General features: G+C 38.2%; 14 protein-coding genes. 3 read left to right on the top strand and 11 right to left on the bottom strand.

The features are described from left to right. Positions 1–188 precede the first annotated feature (188 nt). From AC3B5B_RS05500 to AC3B5B_RS05485, 4 genes are all read right to left on the bottom strand, one after another. Entirely contained in the window at positions 189–1,526 is a 1,338-nt protein-coding gene (locus AC3B5B_RS05500; protein ID WP_489758173.1) for an NCS2 family permease, read from the bottom strand. A 405-nt stretch (positions 1,527–1,931) separates the two neighbouring features. Beyond that, positions 1,932–2,726 (bottom strand): hypothetical protein, encoded by a 795-nt coding sequence (locus AC3B5B_RS05495; RefSeq protein ID WP_489769547.1) that lies wholly within the window; start codon positions 2,724–2,726, stop codon positions 1,932–1,934. Positions 2,727–2,738: 12 nt separating this feature from the next. After that, on the bottom strand, positions 2,739–4,394 hold the full coding sequence (locus tag AC3B5B_RS05490; protein WP_489769546.1) for a putative polysaccharide biosynthesis protein: 1,656 nt from the start codon (positions 4,392–4,394) through the stop codon (positions 2,739–2,741). A gap of 159 nt (positions 4,395–4,553) precedes the next feature. Then, on the bottom strand, positions 4,554–5,504 hold the full coding sequence (locus tag AC3B5B_RS05485) for an SGNH/GDSL hydrolase family protein (RefSeq protein ID WP_489769545.1): 951 nt from the start codon (positions 5,502–5,504) through the stop codon (positions 4,554–4,556). 85 nt (positions 5,505–5,589) lie between these two features. Between AC3B5B_RS05485 and AC3B5B_RS05480 the strand changes: the two genes are divergently transcribed. Further along, entirely contained in the window at positions 5,590–6,222 is a 633-nt protein-coding gene (locus AC3B5B_RS05480; protein WP_489758169.1) for an HAD family hydrolase, read from the top strand. 143 nt (positions 6,223–6,365) lie between these two features. On the opposite strand, the gene htpX is transcribed toward AC3B5B_RS05480, so the two are convergent. The 4 genes from htpX to alsS all read right to left on the bottom strand — a co-directional run bounded on the left by htpX (position 6,366) and on the right by alsS (position 10,625). Next, the gene (gene htpX, locus AC3B5B_RS05475; protein ID WP_489769544.1) at positions 6,366–7,280 is read right to left on the bottom strand and encodes a zinc metalloprotease HtpX; all 915 of its coding nucleotides are present in this window, start codon (positions 7,278–7,280) and stop codon (positions 6,366–6,368) included. A gap of 11 nt (positions 7,281–7,291) precedes the next feature. After that, on the bottom strand, positions 7,292–7,843 hold the full coding sequence (locus tag AC3B5B_RS05470) for a LemA family protein (protein WP_489758167.1): 552 nt from the start codon (positions 7,841–7,843) through the stop codon (positions 7,292–7,294). An 88-nt stretch (positions 7,844–7,931) separates the two neighbouring features. Next, positions 7,932–8,639 (bottom strand): acetolactate decarboxylase, encoded by a 708-nt coding sequence (budA, locus tag AC3B5B_RS05465; protein WP_489758166.1) that lies wholly within the window; start codon positions 8,637–8,639, stop codon positions 7,932–7,934. A gap of 312 nt (positions 8,640–8,951) precedes the next feature. Then, complete coding sequence (gene alsS / locus AC3B5B_RS05460; RefSeq protein WP_489769543.1) at positions 8,952–10,625, bottom strand: acetolactate synthase AlsS; 1,674 nt, start codon at positions 10,623–10,625, stop codon at positions 8,952–8,954. A 360-nt stretch (positions 10,626–10,985) separates the two neighbouring features. Here alsS and AC3B5B_RS05455 point away from each other — a divergent pair, with 360 nt between their 5' ends. Further along, positions 10,986–12,092, top strand: coding sequence for an SLC13 family permease (locus AC3B5B_RS05455; protein WP_489758164.1), 1,107 nt, complete (start codon positions 10,986–10,988; stop codon positions 12,090–12,092). A gap of 228 nt (positions 12,093–12,320) precedes the next feature. After that, positions 12,321–14,000, top strand: a complete 1,680-nt coding sequence (locus AC3B5B_RS05450; protein WP_489769542.1) for a hypothetical protein — start codon at positions 12,321–12,323, stop codon at positions 13,998–14,000. Between the two features lie 253 nt (positions 14,001–14,253). On the opposite strand, the gene glpO is transcribed toward AC3B5B_RS05450, so the two are convergent. From glpO to AC3B5B_RS05435, 3 genes are all read right to left on the bottom strand, one after another. Then, a complete protein-coding gene (gene glpO, locus AC3B5B_RS05445) occupies positions 14,254–16,110 on the bottom strand; it encodes a type 1 glycerol-3-phosphate oxidase (RefSeq protein ID WP_489769541.1) in 1,857 nt (618 codons plus the stop codon). A 247-nt stretch (positions 16,111–16,357) separates the two neighbouring features. Further along, positions 16,358–16,783, bottom strand: coding sequence for a DUF3284 domain-containing protein (locus AC3B5B_RS05440; RefSeq protein ID WP_489758161.1), 426 nt, complete (start codon positions 16,781–16,783; stop codon positions 16,358–16,360). 90 nt (positions 16,784–16,873) lie between these two features. Continuing rightward, positions 16,874–17,824, bottom strand: coding sequence for a hypothetical protein (locus AC3B5B_RS05435; RefSeq protein ID WP_489769540.1), 951 nt, complete (start codon positions 17,822–17,824; stop codon positions 16,874–16,876). Positions 17,825–18,006: the final 182 nt, after the last annotated feature.

Raw genomic sequence — 18,006 nt, 5'->3', positions numbered from 1 at the left:
TAACTTTGGCGGTCATTTTTATATCTGCGATTATTTCAGTCGTAGATATTTATCTATTTTGTTGAATCAAAGTAACAAGCTAGCAGGCAAAAAGGACTAGCTTCGATTAAATATCGTCAGTTAGTCCTTTAAATTTATTCTAATTGTATACCTATTAAGATATAGCTTTTTTAATTTAAACTATTTGGTCAATAATGTGCTTGGTTCATGGCAATTAATAAGAACAAGAATACGAAAAAGGCACCATACATAATTGGATGAACTTGTTTACCTTTTTTTTCAAAGACCATAATCAAAACATAAGACATGACCCCAAACGCGAAACCGTAAGCAATATCATAGAAAAATGGCATTCCAATAATTGTCATAAATGCTGGGAAAGAACTTTCCAATTTACTCCAGTCAATTCTACCCAATGAGGTGACCATATATGAACCCACAATAATCATGATTGGAGCTGTGACTTGGGAAGTCACGACCCCTAATAATGGAGAGAAGAATAAACTTAATGCAAACCAAAAAGCTACTGTTAAAGAAGTTAACCCTGTTCGGCCACCAACAGCAATCCCTGTTGATGATTCGACGTAAGCTGCAGTTGGTGAACTACCAAAAATGGAAGAACTCGTCATCGCCAAAGCATCGCTTAATAGTGTCTTGCTTAAACGCGGCGGTACTTTTTCACCGCGCTTAATAAACCCGGCTTGCTCTGCTAAGCCCACTACAGTTCCCGTTGTATCAAAGAAGGCCACTAAGAAGAAAATTAAAATCACGGTGATCATTTGCGGTGTAAAAACATTTTGCACGTGAAAAATTGCTTGACCAAAGGTGGGTTTTAAACTTGGCACGCCGGCGACAATTGCCGTCGGCATCTTGATCAAACCGGTTAAAATGCCCACAATCGAAGTTGCCGCCATGCCCAACAAAAAATTAGCTGGCACTTTTAAAGCTACCAAAATTAATGTAAATACTAAGCCAAAAACGGTTAACCAAACAGTCGGATTATGAAAATCCGTAATCGTCAACAAGGTTGACGAACTAGCTTTGACCAAGCCGCCATTTTGTAAGCCGACAAAGGCCACAAATAAACCAATCCCGGCCGCAATCGCCGATTTCAAATCAGCGGGAATATTATTGATGATTTTTTCTCGAATTTTAAACACTGTGACTAACATGAATAAGATAGAAGCCACAAAAATCCCAGCCAAAGCCGTCGGCCACGGAATTTTCATGCCCAAAACCACTGTATAAGCAAAAAAAGCATTACTCCCTAATGAAGGTGCAATCGCCACCGGATAATTAGCAATCAAGGCGGTCGCTAAGCAACCAACAATGGCCGCCAACGCCGTGGCTACAAAGACCGCTCCCTGATTCAACCCTGCATCGCCTAAAACATTGGGATTAACAAATAAAATATAAGACATCGCCATAAACGTCGTTGTACCCGCAATCATTTCTTGGCGTGGATTGGTTCGGTTGGCTTTCAAATCAAAAACTTTTTCTAACAGTCCCTGCGGCTGTTTGCTCATCTTAATTCCTCCCAATAGTTTCTTTTTTCAGAAACAACGTCTTTTATTATACGGATTAAGATGCTAAAAATCTAGTATTTTACGATATATTTTAAACTTTATCAATAATAATGTTCGCCTTTTACTAAAAAGCAGGTCTTAATTGAGCTGCATTGCCGTCATTTTGGGATTTTTTATATTTTGAAAGCCTCCAAGCCTTGCCCTTGCTAACTTTTACTTAAACTTAACAAATATTCACAATTTCTTCACATTTTAAAAGTTTCTTCTTCATATGTTCTGTGTAATATATATCTTGTAAGTTGATGAGATAGAAAAAATCTCACTTCTCCCCCTCAATATTTAAATTTTGAATCCCCCTCAATAATTTAAATTAAAAAACCTCCAACATTTTGTTGGAGGTTTTTATTATGCCAAAAAATTGAGAATTTCTAATGGTGCTACCTGTAACAACTGCTTACTGTAAATCGTTTGTAAAACATAGCTTTGGCTAAAGTGCTGATAAATCGTACGCAGTTGCGGATGTTGCGCTAATTGTTTAGGCAATTGATCTTGCGTTGATTGGGCAATCAGTAACGTCATTGGCACTTTCGTATTTAGTAACAATTTCTTAGGTAAACTTTGGACAAATTCCGCTTGCAACTCTAGATCAACATACAAGCCAAAGCCGCCCGGTCTTTGATGAAAATCGGCCATGACAGCGTTTAAGAGCATCTGGCGTTGATAATCATCTAAGTCCTGTTTTTGCTGTAACGTTTGCACCTGTTGTTGACCAAAGGCTATTAAATCTTGATAAGTTGCAATCTGAGGTGTAGTTCTATATGGCAACGCTGGCTGCCACTGGGGATCTAGAACCACCACTTGGCGCGGCTTGAGACCAGTTTGCATTGCTTGTAATACCACAAACAAGCTTAAACCGGCTGCAACAATTTGGTAATTTTTTAACTGGAGGGTCGTTACAAATTCTTGTAAATCTTGAGCAAAGCTCATGACATCAACTGGACCTTGAGCTACTGACTGACCATGGTAGCGCCAATCCAGCGCATAACTATTCGTTAGGCCATTAAACGTCATGATCTGAAGACAACTATTCACACTTTGCGTTAAATCCGGCAAGAATATTGTATTTGCAGTTGCCCCTAGGTCCTCTGTTAAATACACCATTTTTCCATTACTTAAATTAACAGTTTTAACTGCAATCATTTTTTCACCAACTTATTTAATATGCAAAATTTGACGTAAACGTGTCAAATCTTTTGCCAAAACTTGATCCATCAACCGCGTTTTTAACACGTAGAAGCCGTAAATCACAGCGCCCACGACTACTTCAACTAACATGTAACTAGTTGCTCTAATGCGCCCAATATGGTGATCAAAGCCGTAAAAGCCACTATCCACCAGAAGAACCACAATCATCATCACCACGGCTCCTAGTAAGATTTTGCCGAGATCCTGCTTAAATAAGGTTGCCAAATTAAACGGATATAAGGTATGAATTTTTTTCAACATTAAATAACAGATTAAAACCATAGCCAAAATCGTCGCCACAATCGGACCATATTCGTGAAAAACGTAGACTAAGGGCCACTGAATTACTATTTTAAATAGAAAGCCAACTACTAAATATTTAATGGCTAATACATTACGATATAGTGCTTGCAAAATAGCCGCCAAGACCATGAAAAAGCCTAATAGCAACGCCATCACACAAGACAATTGCATGATTCTAATTCCTAAGGCGTCAAAACCGTAAAAGGCACTCCACAATGGACGCGAAACGGCTAACATCCCCAACGCTGCCGGCAACATAAAGAAAGCAAACATTTTGATGATATTCACAATTTGCGCCTGAATCTTGGCCGTATCTTTAGTGGTATATAAAGAGGAAACAATCGGAATAGCTGAGGATACGACCCCTGTTGCCAAAGAAACCACGACCATGATTAATTTATTAGCTTGAAACCCAAAGAGTGAGTAATAATAGTCCAATTGTTGCCGCGAAATGTGCATAAAGCTCTGCATCATCGGATTAAAAGTCGACTGATCGAATAACTTAAAAATTGTAATGGCGGAATCAATAATGATAAACGGAATCGCCTGTAACAAGATTTCTTTGGTAAAATCTTTGGCCGTAAAACTAATCTCGTGACTGCCAGTGGCGGCCAATTGGGTTAGCGGCTTGCGCTGACGCCAAAAGCCCCATAACAAAAACAACATCGAAATTCCCGCCCCAATAAAGGAAGCAAACGTTGATTTGGTGACGGCGTCAACGTAATTACCATGTTTAATTTGCATGATAATATACGTAATTAATAACATATAACTAACACGCGCTAATTGTTCTAGCATCATGGAAATTGCCGATGGCCCCATTTGACCGTGGCCTTGAAAATAACCCCGCATAATACTTAACGTTGGTAACAATAACACAGCAATAGCTAAAGCTTTCAGCGCCGGAATACTCCGTGGATCACCATTGGTAAAGACATCTGCTACCAAATTAGCGCCAAAATACATAATTCCGGCAAAAATCACACCGATAATTGCCGTTACTTTCAAAGCTTGCTTGAATAATTGATTGCTGGCTTCATACTCACCTAACGCATTATAATGCGCAATTTGTTTCGAGATGGCACTCGGCAAGCCGGCCGTCGACACAAGTAAGAAAAAATCGTAAATATTGTATACTTTGCCATATAGCGCATTAGCTGCAGCCACCGTCGCCGCCGAACCCATCCAAATGTTCCACGGAATAATATATAAAGCTGATAAGGCGCGCGAAACGATCCCACTGGCCGTGATCCAAGCTGAGCCAGACAATAATGAATCTTGTTTCAGCGTTTTAGTTGCTGTTGTCTTTGATTGATCCATTTGATTTTCCTCGATCTACTAACAATGAAACTTTATTATACAAAAAATTCTCCTAACTGACAAAAATCAATCAGGAGAACTTCGCATTTAGAACAAATTCAAAGTCAAGCTCGTAACTTTTCAGGTGCAACAAAAGACCGCCACTTAACTACAACTTGCTTAACCTAAAGTTGGTTTTAAAACTTGAATTAAATAGTCAGCTGCTTTTTGACTACCAGCTAAATCTGGGTGCATGCCATCAGTAAAGGTCAAGTCCCAATCTTTAGTTTCAATCAACCGTGTATTTTCATATTCAGGAGTTTCTTCACGAATAACAGCAGCATGATTTTGGCTGAACGGAATCATGACCCACAAACGACTCTTGGGATATTGCAATTTCAACTTTTGCATCACAACTTCAAAACCAACCCGAAAATCATTATCGTTAATCTTTTTATCAGGCGTTCCTAAATTAACAATCACATCATCAGCTTGAAAATCCGGTTGCCAATCAATTTGATCAGCTAAATGATCAACGAATGTTTGGGCATTAGGAACACCACCAGTACCGGGCTTAACCACACCAGTACCCGGATAGCAAATTCGAATATCTTCACGGTTAAAATGCTCAGCCACTAAAGCTGCATAATTACTTTCAGCACGATAATCTTGACCAGGAGTCGTTCCAGCAACCCAAGAACCCGCCGTAATCGAATCGCCCACAAACACTAAAGGTGTGCCTGTAGGTTTCACTGCTTGTAATTGCCCCGTTGTTTGTACTTGGTCGAAGTACAAGCCTTGATGTCTTTTCCAAACGTTATCTTCAGTTGAATTACCACTATAAACGACTTGTAAAACATGGCTTTGTTCATCAGGCAGTGTCACGGTAAATGGTTCACTAGTCAATGCCAAACGTTCAAAAGGCTGATCATCAATCTGGTAAGCTAACCAAGTATCCCCCGCATTGGCTTTGGTTGAAAATGACCATTGCACAGTGGTTGTACCCTGCACTTGCGTAATAATTCGTGCACCTAAATTAGTTGTATACATCCCATGACTCGTTTGTGCCCAACGACCACTAAAATAAAGTCCTTGTGCTTCATAATTAGCCGTTGTCTGTTGAAAATTCATAAAATCTCTCCCTTTCTATTGCCCAAAACTCTGACACAATACTATAATAGCACTCATAGCTACCTTTCATAAAAGGAGAACTGAAATGTTTACGAATATTATTTTTGACGTTGACGGTACATTATTAGACACAAAAGAGGCTAGTTTACTAGCTTTACAAAAAACTTTAGCAGAGGATTATCACATTCAAACTGAACTGGCTGATTTGGAGTTTGCTTTTTCTGGTACAGCGGAAAATACTCTCAATTATTTTCAGATTCCTAAAGAAGAACATCTCAAAGCGGCCCAAAGTGTGTTTAAAAATGCCTTTGGCTTTATTGACGAAGTGCAACCTTTTCCTGGAATCGTCTCGACAGTGCAACAACTAGCTCATCAGCACATTGGTTTAGCCATTGTTACTTCGGAAGATTCACGCGAAGTGACCGCCATCTTCAAGAAAACTGCCTTGCAACCTTATTTTAAACATTTTGTGACTGCCGACATCGTCCAAAATCCTAAACCGGCCGCTGAACCGGCACAAAAGGCCTTAGAATTGTTGCATGCCCAGGTCCAAACCACGCTCTTAATTGGAGACTCCCGCAATGATATTGGTTGTGCGCATCATGCTGGTTTAAAATTTGGGCTCGCTAAATGGGGCGCTAACGATCAAGATGACTTTAGTGATGCCGATTATATCTTTGAACAACCACAAGATATTTTAAAATTAATTGCCCATTAATTCTAAGCCAACACTAAAATAGCCCGTTTGAGTTCTGATATGCTCAAAGGGCTACTTTTTTATTTATAAGTTAAACACCAAACACGTGCATAAACATTTCTCACGATCTAAACTGCTATTTTTAACTAGCATTACGCATTACATTAGATCCTTTCCAAACGCGCAATCCGCTCACTTAATGGAGGATGCGTATCAAAGAGATGTTCCAAAGAATGTTTCTTGTTTAGCGGATTAGTAATATACAAAGCAGCACTAGCCTCATCAACTTGATGCATGGGCTGTTCATTTTGCTGCAATTTACGTAACGCACTGATTAACCCTGCCGGATTACGTGTTAGCTCCACGCCTGACGCATCCGCCAAATACTCACGGTTACGCGAAATGGCTAATTGAATCAATGAAGCTACTAGAGGACCCACAATCGAAAATATTAATCCGACTAACCATAACACCAACTGAATTAAGTTATTACTATTAGAGTCTTCACGGTCATCGCGATCACTGCCAAAAAGCCAGCCCCACCGATACATATTCGATAACATAGAGGACAAAAAAACGACAGCAGAAGATAACGCTAAAGCAACAGTGGAAACGCGAATATCATAATTACGAATATGCGACAATTCGTGGGCCAAGACCCCTTCTAGTTCTTCACGATCCATCATTTGGTATAAGCCACTCGTTACTGCCACGGCCGAATGATTGGGATCGCGCCCCGTGGCAAAAGCATTGGGACTGGGATCATCAATGAAGTATAAATCTGGTTGTGGAATGTGTGCGACCAACGCTAAATCTTCCACAATATGCCATAAATCAGGAGCCTGGTCACTACTGGTAATCGGCTGAGCGTGGTTCATTTTCATCACTAGCTCAGTTGACTGAAAGTAAGTGCCTAAAGCATAAAACAAGGCAATTACTAACGCACCGATTATTCCGACTTGATAACTATGCCAAAAAAGTTGCCCGACTACTCCACCAATTAAACCAAGAATTAAGAAAAAAAGCGCCAAAACTAAATAAGTACGACGCTTGTTTTGTGTTATTTGTTGATATAGCATGGCTTAACCTCTTAAAATTTGACTTGAGGAACTGCTTGCTCAGCTTCGGGAATTTGTAAATATTCCATCGGCAAGAAGTGATGTAACTTCGCTACTAAATTCCGTGGAAAAGTCTGCGTTGCCGTATTGTAATATTGGACTGAACTATTATAAGCTTGGCGGGCATAAGCAACTTTGTTTTCAGTATTAGTTAACTCTTCCATTAATTTTCCAAATTCTTGATTAGCTTTTAAATCCGGATAATTTTCAGCTAAAGCCATAATCGGTCCCAGGGCAGTCGTTAACTTGCTGTCAGCGTCTACTTTTTCTTGTAATGATTCTGCATTCATTACCGAGTTTCGCAAATTAACAATCTCGGTCAAAGTTTGCTTTTCATGTTGTGCATAGCCTTTAACAGTTTCGATTAAATTAGGAATTAAGTCTGTGCGTCGCTTTAATTGCACGGCAATTTGACTTTGAAACTCTTGGGCTTGGTTTCTTTTTTGCACTAAGCCGTTATATAGCAAGGCATAGACCACAACTAAAACTATAACAATTAAGATAATAATTAACGTGGTTGACATAAATTTACTCCCTTATTATTTTGACTTAATTTTACCGTGAATAACTACAACACTCAAGTCCGCTCATGCTAATCAACAAAATTATGGCCTAGCGTTCAGCTTGATCAATAGCTTCGGTAACTCGATCCTTAGTGAAATCATGCTGCATGTAGGCTGAATCAGTAACTGGCAAATGTTGTTGCAAAGTCGCAAATGGTTGCCATAAAGCCTGGCCTTGTTGCAAGGTAAAGTCCAAAACATGCCCTCCCAGCGAATGATCAGCCGCCAAAAAATGACTATGGAAACCAGCAACGCTGGCTCCATCAAAGACTTGGGGTGAATAATAGCTAATTAAAGTGCCGGCAATATTTTGTGCTTCAAAGACACTTTGCTTTTGCGATGCTTCCACTAAAGTATGATAAGGCTCTTGTGCTTTCACAACTGTGCGAGTCTTCATTTGTTGAAACACACCGGTTAATTTCACCGCATAAAAGATATTGGCGGATTGCGTTTGTTGGGCAATTTGTTGATAAACTGCGGCAGCTGGTAACTGTTCTAAGTTTACTAATGGCTGAAAATCAGCTTGATGCACTGTCGCAAATGGCACCGTAAAATCGCCTGACACAATATTAACTTGTCCTTGCCCATCGACTTGGTAAGGAGTCCCGTCTAAGATGACTAATTCACCATCTAAACCTTCACCAGTACCAATCCCAGTATCACCGTGTTGCAGCAATTCTTTGATTGTTAAAGTTCCTTTTAACAAACCTGGTACTAATAAAGCTAGTGTGCCATGTTGATATAAAACATCATTCATCCTTTTTACCTCCTATTAATTTAATCGCTCAATTTTTAAACTATTGGTCGCAGTATTTTATTTAGCGTTCCAAAAGCAGTAGTTTGCGTCTAGCTACGAATAAGTACCTAAGCTTAAAAAACAAAACTTAAGTACTTATTCTAAGCTATACTCAACTGCTAACCGCTTTTGTCACAGTATTTTATTTAGCGTTCCAAAAACCAAAAGCCTGCGTTTAACTACAACCAAAAACTCAAGTCTCAAACTGCCTTAATTGTTTATCCTAGGTTAGTCCTCGACTTTTAACCAGCATTTGTAGCAGTAATTATTTTATTAATGGAATTGATCAGGTAACAATGCCTGGTTCAAACTAGAATTACGACTATAATCAACTGGAATCTCAACAACGACTGGACCAGACATTTTAAATGCTTGATCTAAGACAGCTGCCAAACTATGGTCTTGATCAACACGTAAACCAGCAGCCCCGAAACTTTGCGCATATTGGACAAAATCAACAGGACCAAATTGCACCCCCGCATCGCGGCCATATTTAGACTGCTCTTGAAAACGCACCATATCATAATAACCATCTACCCACACTAATTGCACAATATTAGCGTGTAAGCGCACCGCCGTTTCCAATTCTTGACTAGAAAACAAGAACCCACCATCACCAGCTACAGACACCACTTTACGCTTTGGGTCTAATAACGCGGCGCTAATGGCCCAAGGTAAGGCTACACCTAAGGTTTGCATCCCGTTACTAAATAATAAATGCCGTGGTTCATAATTACGAAAATGCCGGGCCATCCAGATATAATGACTACCAACATCGACTGTCACAACCATTGAATCATCAACGTGTTTTTGTAATTCTTGCACAATGGCCAACGGATCTTGAACTCCCGTAGTTTGAGCTGAAACGTTAGGAACATCTTTTTGATCATATTCTTGCTTGATAGCTTGCAAATGTTCCTTAGTCTCTGCTGACAATTGATAATCTGCTAACAACGTAGTCAATTCTTGAAGCGTCGCCGCCAAATTGCCTTGCAAAATTAAATCAGGTTGGTAATCTTGGGTCAATTCAGGGACGACATTATCTAAATTAATGACTTGACCTTGGCGATCTTGATTCCAATTACGAGCTTCATATTCAATCGGGTCATAGCCAATGGCAATCACCAAATCTGCTTGCTTTAATAAAATATCGCCAGTTTGATTGCGAAAGAGCCCCACCCGGCCAAAATATAAATTCTCTAAGTCGCGGGAAATAATTCCTGCACCTTGAAAAGTTTCAACAACAGGTAACGGGGTATGTCGTAAAAGATTACGTAAAGCTTGCGTGACTTTTTGTTGCGAAGCGCGCATGCCGGCCAAAATCACGGGCATTTTAGCTTGTTTGATGGCCAGAACTACTGCCTGTAATTTATCGGCAGTTAAAACCCCTTGCTCTACTGTCGGATGGCGCTTCATAATTGGCCGCGTCACATTTTCATTAATCACATCTTGGGGAATTGAAATAAATACCGCACCGTTTTTGGTATCGGTCGCTTCTTGATAAGCGTTTGCAAAAGCTTCAGACAGATTATTAGGATCTTGAACTTCAACGCTATTCTTGGTCACAGGTGCCAAAATAGATTGATTAGGAATACTCTGATGTGTTAACCGCGCTAAATCATCCCGCGGAACTTGACCACCTAAAGCAATTACCGGATCACCTTCCGCCGTAGCGGTAACTAAACCTGTGGCTAAATTGGCAACTCCGGGACCTGATGTTACTAATACCACACCGGGTTTGCCTGTTAAGCGCCCAATTGCTGCCGCCATAAAGGCAGCATTTTGTTCATGACGCGCCACGATTAATTTAGGCTTATGAACATTTTCATTGTGTTCTAGTTCTTCGAAGAGCCGATCAATTTTGGCACCGGGAATTCCAAACACATAGTCAATCTGATACTCAATCATTGTTTCAACAATGGCTGTTGCTGCGGACTTTTCCGTCATAAAATCATAATCCTCCAATAAAAGAATAAGCATATTATACCGTTTTCTTAATTATTATGAAACGAATGATGAAAAGCCATGATAATTTTGCATGAGCTTTGAACTGGCGTAGAATTATTACAGCCAAATTACTTAAACTTTTCTTCTGGTTAGCACGGCAAAAATCAAATCACCCTGGTACAATAACCTAACTAAAGAGTCAAATAATTCAGCAAATTTCCCTTTTAATTACGTATTAGTTGAATTTCTTCCAATTACAAGCGCTACCATAAAGTTTTCTCTTTATTCTGCTTGCTAATTAAAGTACAATATTAATGGTTTCAAGTTAATGATCCAATCCGTAGATAAGAAGGTTTATACATGGCCGTTCTCAAAAATATTTTTATGGATAAGATGTTATGGATAGCAGCCACGGTAGCTGTTTTATCCACTTTAGTTAGTAAACCACAATTAGCGGACATTAATTTTCATACAATCTTTTCACTATTATCAATGATGATTCTCGTCCAAATTTTAGAACATATCGGGTTATTGCAGTTCTTGTCAACGCACTTAACTGTCAAAGCCAAAAACTCCCGGCAGCTAATGGAAGCATTAGTCTTGCTGGCTTTTTTTGGCGCCATGTTCATTACTAACGATGTCACCATCTTAATTCTAGCACCGCTATTCTTTAAAATTGCTTCCGACGTTCCTCTAAGTCGGGCGCTAACTATGACAATGATTACCGTGGCTGCCAATCTGGGTAGTTCGTTTACTCCGTTTGGTAACACCCACAATCTCTTTTTGCTTTCCCATTTCAATTTGACAGCGGGTCATTTTTTTCGCGTTTCCACACCCCTCATGCTGATTGAATTAATCATCTTAGTCATTGTTGCTTATCTTTTAACTAAACCGGAACCGATGGACGTTCAAATTACGCCCTTTGAAATTCAATTAGGTAAATTAACGGCAACTTTAGTCTTAACTGCGTTTATTTTTTTGGGAATCTTTAAAGTGATTCCGGTTTGGTGGACGACCATTGCCGCTGTTATTTTTGCTTTAATCGTCAGCCCGCAAACTTTAAAAAGGGTTGACTACGCTACTATCTTAGTTTTCGTTTGTTTCTTTATCGCTGTCGGCAACATCAGTCGCTTCCCGATTGTCGCTAAAGTAATTAACAATTTAGTAGCCAGTCCAACCTCCACTTATTGGACTTCGTTGGGTTTAAGTCAAGCAATCAGTAATGTTCCTACGACTATTCTAGTAGCTAAATTTACACACCATATTCACGCGCTCTTTTTAGGATCGAATATTGGGGGGCTAGGAACGATTATTGCTTCCATGGCTAATTTATTATCGTACAAACAATATTCCTTTTTCACCCACAAAACAGAAGCCACACACTTTTTGGGTGTCTCTTTAAAAATTAATGTGCTCTTATTAGTTATTTTAGGATTCGTAGGTTGGCTTTTAGTCAAAATTCAATGATATAAAAATTCTTCTTAAAAATGTTCGTATTTGATACGAACATTTTTTTATAGTGTTTTCCAAGTCAGCCGTTTGTGTTTGATTGCACTCAACCTTCAAGCAACTTTAGTCACAACCTATTATTTTACAATGCTCCAAAAATATTAATTTTTCTATCTAATTGGTTTATCATTCGTAAATAAATATATTATGATGAAGCTATCATAAAGGGATAGGAATTAAACAATCATGAAAACCAATAACTTCTGGAAAAACTGCAGTCTGGGGCTCCTCTATTTAATACTTTCTGGTTTATTTGAATATATGTATTGTTATCATAATTTTATTTGGAGTAGTGACTTACAATTTCACATTGAGCGCATCAGTGAATTAGCCCAAACTAAACTTGGTGCTTTTCCTTACATCACCACCCATACTTTTGCTGGCATTGGTTCTTTGGTTAATTTATTTTATCCAACACAATTTTTATACCCACTCATTATCTTAATGAAGTTAATTCATAACGATCTTCTGGCCCTATATCTTTATTTAGGTTTAGTCAACTTGCTCACGTTAATAATCACTGACTACGCTGTTTATTCATTAACTAAAAAGCGGTCCCAAAGTATCACCACTGCTTTACTGTATACTTTTTCGTTTTACCGCATGGCAGCCATTTATGCTCATTTTGGTATTGGTGAATTCTTAGCAATGACTTTTTTACCGCTCTTATTAGTCGGCGTCATCAAAGTGGCACACAAAAAAGGGGGCCGCACTCAAACCATTATTGCCTTCAGTGGCTTATTGTACACGCACTTATTAACAGCTGTTTTAGCTAGTTTATTAGTGTGCTTAGTCTTAATAGTCCAATTAATTTTGGATCAACACCGGCGGCAACTGATCTGGCATTGGTTGCAAATTAGTGCCGCGACACTCGTCGTGAGTTTTGGTTACTGGGCGCCCGTGCTGCAACACACATATTTGATGCCTTCCAAACTTCAGCCGACTAACTATCAACTCAACCACGTTTTGGTGTCCAGTTGGTCAGAGCAACTGACGACTTTATTAAAAAATCGCACTTTTACCCCACATACTGTGGGCTTAATGTTATTACTCGGCGGACTCCTAGCGAGCGGCTATTTTCTCATTCACTACCGCAAGTATTCCGCCACCACTACCATTCTAGCAATTATGCTCTTCGTTACTTTATGGTTACAAACACCAGCATTTCCCTGGTCTTGGTTCAACCACACGCCCGTCACAGTAATCCAGTTTGCCTTTCGCTTTGGACCATTTTATACGTTATTAGCGAGCTTCTTATTGGGCCAATTTTTAACTTTAATTAAGCCCCTGCCATTGCAAAAACTGTTCATGAGTTGGACAGTTATTTTAAGTGTAATGCTGACTTTCCTAGCTTTAGTTGAAGTCGTTAATTATCGCAAAGATTGGCATGAGCTCAACTTAACACAAGCCACTTTTGCGCACCCCATCACCGTTGGAGTTCAAAATGCAAAAGTCGACTACTATCCCAAACAAGCTCGCCCTTATATTAATGAATTGTCAGAGGCAACTGGCTATATCAATCACCAAAAGTGTTATTTTCAAGGACAACCGGGGCTTAACCAAATGACGTATCAATTAAATACCAAACAAACTACTAATACGTTTGACCTTCCCTTCTTAGTCAACGGTCCTAATTATCAAGTCTTGAATAATGGTCATGCTATCAAGTATCGTATTTCACGCCGTGGAACGTTTTTAATTCACACCACCACGCGTCACAACCAACTCCAAATTATTTACCAACCAACTTGGTTAGAGCGGTGGGCTAATATCTTAGCCTTTATGGGTAGCTTAGGATTAATCATGGCTGGTTGGTGGGCCGCTACCTACAAAAAGAAGCACAACCAGCATGAGTTTTTGAACTAACCGACAATTTCAACTAAGCAAAAAAGGACTAGTATTGCACTAGTCCTTTTTCAAAACAACTCAGCAGACAATTGAGGTTTGACAATCTTTTTTAAGAAAGGGAGAAAATCAAGGAGTTTTTCTACTGCCTGCTGTTTTGTTGTGCTAATTTTACTTAGCATAACATAATTATATAATAATTTTTGCTTAATGTGTAGTCAATTGCTTGCTTTAACTATTTTAAGCCATTAAACATCATAATATATAAAAATATTTAATTAATATTATTCATTGCTGAATCCGTTTTTAAATAATCTAACCGCGTTTGGGAAATTAATCGCTCCAAGGTTTGTTCTTGTTGTTTCTTTTGCGTGGTCGACCAGTGTAAAACATGCGCCATTTCGTCAACAAAGGCTTGCTTTTTCGGTGCTAAACGATCTTGATGGAATAATAAGTAAGTCGTGCGCCGAGCCAAATAATCAACAGGGGTCAGCACCATTTCATGATCAATGGCATAATGTAAGCTAATCGTATCTGCTAAGGTTAAACCCGGAGCTGGCGAAATCTTGCCAATATAAGCGGCCACTTGATTCGAATTAGAACCATATAAATTAGCTAATTCTTTGGCTTCCGTTTGATTAATGCCTTTCCGAATAAATAATTGTTGATAGTAATCCAACGCTTGCTGTACACGATTGGGATCAAAGTGCCCCCCAGAAACCTGTAATTTGGTTGAATCAATATCTTTTAGTTGAACATTAAAATTATTGGCTAAACCTTGCCGAATTTTTGCCATGGCGCCCGCTGCCATTTTTCGATAATCGGTAATTTTACCACCGGCCAAGCTAATTAAACCATCATCACCCACATCTAACGAAGAACCGCGTGAAATTTGATCGTTATTGAGCTGAGATTCCGCATTCGTAGTTTCCAAACTACTGATAACTTTTTCCACATCACGCCGTTTGGCAAACCCTCGATTATAATCATCAATAATCTCAACTAATAAATTGAAACTTTCGTCCGTAATTTTACCCATATTGGAAGTTCCACCATTATAATCAGAACTCCCATTGGACTCCAACAGTGGCCGTAACCCCACCCAACTAGCTTCAACATCATTCAACGTGATATGCAGAGTTGGAAAGCGATTATTAATGGCGCGCAATAAATAATCAACATCTTCTTGCTCAACTTTGGGGTGCTGGTAATCGCCATAATAATCGGTATCTGTAGTCCCAAAATAAGTCTTGCCTTCACGCGGTACTACAAATAACATGCGCCCGTCACCTTCACCCGAATCTGAGTAAGTGGGTTGGGACACCGGTAAGCGATGATGATCCACAACTAAATGGACGCCCTTAGTGGGACGAATAATCTGGCCTAAACCATTTTTGTCATCAAGGCCAATAAATTTAGACGACCACGGACCTGTAGCATTTAACAGTAACTTAGAGCGAATCTTAACGGTCTCATCTGTCAATAAATCTTTAGCAATAACGCCATTAACCACACCTAAGTCATTATGCGTAATTTGTTCCACTTTGACATTACTAGCAGCTAGTGCTCCCAGTTCGACGGCCCCTTTAATATTTTCAATTACTAAGCGTGAGTCATTATTCACAAAGTCTAAATAAATACCGCCACCTTGAAGACCTTCAGCTTTGAGATAGGGATCGCGTTGTAATACTTCATCGCGCGTTAACAACTTATTAGCATATTGTCCCCCAATAATTCCCGCAAATTGATCATAAAGATTCATCGCAACTTTAATATTTTGCATATTAAAAGTTGATTCTTTAGAGTCATAAATCGGCATCAACATTGGAAATGGCCGTGGAATATGTGGCGCAATATGTTGCACAATTTGTCGTTCTGAGACAATATCTGACACAACACCAATTTCAAAATTCTTTAAATAACGAATGCCACCGTGAACCAACTTGGTAGAACGGGAACTCGTTCCTGCTGCAAAATCTTGCATATCAATCAGGCCAACTTTTGCACCACTAGCCGCTGCTTGCAAAGCCACACCCGCACCAATGATACCGCCACCAACAATCAACAAGTCTAATTCCGAAGTTTGTAAATTTTGGATAATATTTGTTCGTGTTTTATATGAAAAATCCACCCCAATATCCCCCGTAATATTTAATTATCTTTGTTATTACAATCGACAATCAGTATAATTTAATCTTACTCAAATTTAGTAAAAATAACAATTATCATCAATTAATTTAAGCAACAATTCGCATAATTGCAACAGATTTTTACACTTCTTTAAGTTAAATTCATAAATTAGTGTTCATAAAAAAATAATCATCCAACTTTACTAAAAAGTTTGACGATTATTTGCGAAAGCTATCGTTCTCCATTAATTAATGACTAGCTTGGTATTGTTGAACAATCTGTTGGCGCATTTTTTTAAAGCGTTTTTTACGTTGCCAGCCAATTAAAAATTGTAATAAGTTGTTATTAGCATCACCAGTCTTAGTCTTTGCTTGAATGATTTCTTGATATTCAAACTTAACATTGTCTGCATCTAACGGTGTCAAATGATAACTAACTTGATAAGTGTTCTTACTCGTTTTTAATTGATAGGCATAATCTTGATCAGGTTGATATTTTGTTATTTGAAAGTGCCCTGTAACTTGATTATTAAAGGTTTTGTCAAACTTAAAGTTAGGCAATTGTCGTGGTTTAACATTCTTGCCAGTTTGCTGTTTAATATCATATAAAACCGAATTAGTTAGCTGTTCAAATAAATATTGTGCCGGAACAGCAAAGTCCAGTGTCATTTTCATAATAAAACCCCTTTACTTATATAAGATAAAGAATAACTAAGCGCTAAATTGTTTTCATTAATTAATTATGGTACGCAATAAAACATAATATCAATAATGATTATTTTTTGGCCGTATATATAGTCTTGAAGACAAATGATTCCAACTACGCTTTATCCTAATATTTTCATATTTACAGTTAGAGCTAGTTACAGCTTTTTCGGTCGTATATAATTCTAAAGTGTGTCTAATTTTATACAGATCGTCTTTTCCACCGCTAGAAATATACTTTTTATAATTAGGTAAAAGTTCCTTAATTTGATTTTCATTCAGAAAAGCAGAAATAGTACGTCCTTCTATATTTTGATGAAGAACAAATAATTTATAGTATATCAAACCACTATTATCTTTTTCCTCATAAATTTGAATATCACCCCAAAAAACATTCATCAATCTAGGATCTGGTAAAATGTGTATCTTCCTGGAATTTTCTATTTTATCAAAAAGTGTATTTACGTTAATTAATTCACCATTATCAAGTAGTTGTACGGTATCCTTATTGTTAACAACAGCCCGAAGAGTTCTTAAACTAACACGGCGATTAATAGTAGTTTTTTTACCAATTTTAGAAGTAGTTTTATTCCTAAAAGTAGCCTTACTTTCAAGACTATTACCGGCTAAATTATCAGATGTAGTTAGTTTACTTTTCTTATCAAGATTACTCTTATAAAAACGTAACGTTGCTTCTCCTGGTTTATACTGTTTATTTTGTTCTTGATTTTTTTCATACTGAGCTTTTAATTTCTTAGCAATGCCACATGTATGTACAGGAGTTCTATCAGGTATAGTCTTAAAATAAGCACTAACTTTTTTACTGTATGGTGCAGCTAGTAATACTGAAGCCTTACATTTTCCATTATCAAACTCATTATTTGCATTACATATAAAGTCATGTGGATCATAACCATGTATAACCAATTCCTTTGCTTGTAATACATCAACATTTTCACCATACTTGGAAACATCATACTTTCCTATCGGATGCGCATAATCTAATACCATTTTTACTCCTAAGATTATCAACTTTAAATAATATAACATTAAGTATTTAGACATTATAGCACCATAATAGTCTTCTTTTTTATTAAAACCAAATATAACTTGGCACGTGTAGTTGATTATGTATAAAATCGTTTTAAAAAAAGAAAACACAAAAAAACAATGCGATCGAAAAACAAGATCGC

This window comes from Bombilactobacillus sp. ESL1187 (assembly GCF_058107155.1).
Note: the sequence above shows the minus strand (reverse complement) of the source record. Positions and strands in the feature narration are given on the sequence as shown.

Coding starts and splice junctions, on each gene's coding strand:
- AC3B5B_RS05500 (WP_489758173.1), bottom strand. CDS start 1,526: ATGAGCAAACAGCCGCAGGGACTGTTAGAAAAAGTTTTTGATTTGAAA.
- AC3B5B_RS05495 (WP_489769547.1), bottom strand. CDS start 2,726: ATGATTGCAGTTAAAACTGTTAATTTAAGTAATGGAAAAATGGTGTAT.
- AC3B5B_RS05490 (WP_489769546.1), bottom strand. CDS start 4,394: ATGGATCAATCAAAGACAACAGCAACTAAAACGCTGAAACAAGATTCA.
- AC3B5B_RS05485 (WP_489769545.1), bottom strand. CDS start 5,504: ATGAATTTTCAACAGACAACGGCTAATTATGAAGCACAAGGACTTTAT.
- AC3B5B_RS05480 (WP_489758169.1), top strand. CDS start 5,590: ATGTTTACGAATATTATTTTTGACGTTGACGGTACATTATTAGACACA.
- htpX (WP_489769544.1), bottom strand. CDS start 7,280: ATGCTATATCAACAAATAACACAAAACAAGCGTCGTACTTATTTAGTT.
- AC3B5B_RS05470 (WP_489758167.1), bottom strand. CDS start 7,843: ATGTCAACCACGTTAATTATTATCTTAATTGTTATAGTTTTAGTTGTG.
- budA (WP_489758166.1), bottom strand. CDS start 8,639: ATGAATGATGTTTTATATCAACATGGCACACTAGCTTTATTAGTACCA.
- alsS (WP_489769543.1), bottom strand. CDS start 10,625: ATGACGGAAAAGTCCGCAGCAACAGCCATTGTTGAAACAATGATTGAG.
- AC3B5B_RS05455 (WP_489758164.1), top strand. CDS start 10,986: ATGGCCGTTCTCAAAAATATTTTTATGGATAAGATGTTATGGATAGCA.
- AC3B5B_RS05450 (WP_489769542.1), top strand. CDS start 12,321: ATGAAAACCAATAACTTCTGGAAAAACTGCAGTCTGGGGCTCCTCTAT.
- AC3B5B_RS05440 (WP_489758161.1), bottom strand. CDS start 16,783: ATGAAAATGACACTGGACTTTGCTGTTCCGGCACAATATTTATTTGAA.
- AC3B5B_RS05435 (WP_489769540.1), bottom strand. CDS start 17,824: ATGGTATTAGATTATGCGCATCCGATAGGAAAGTATGATGTTTCCAAG.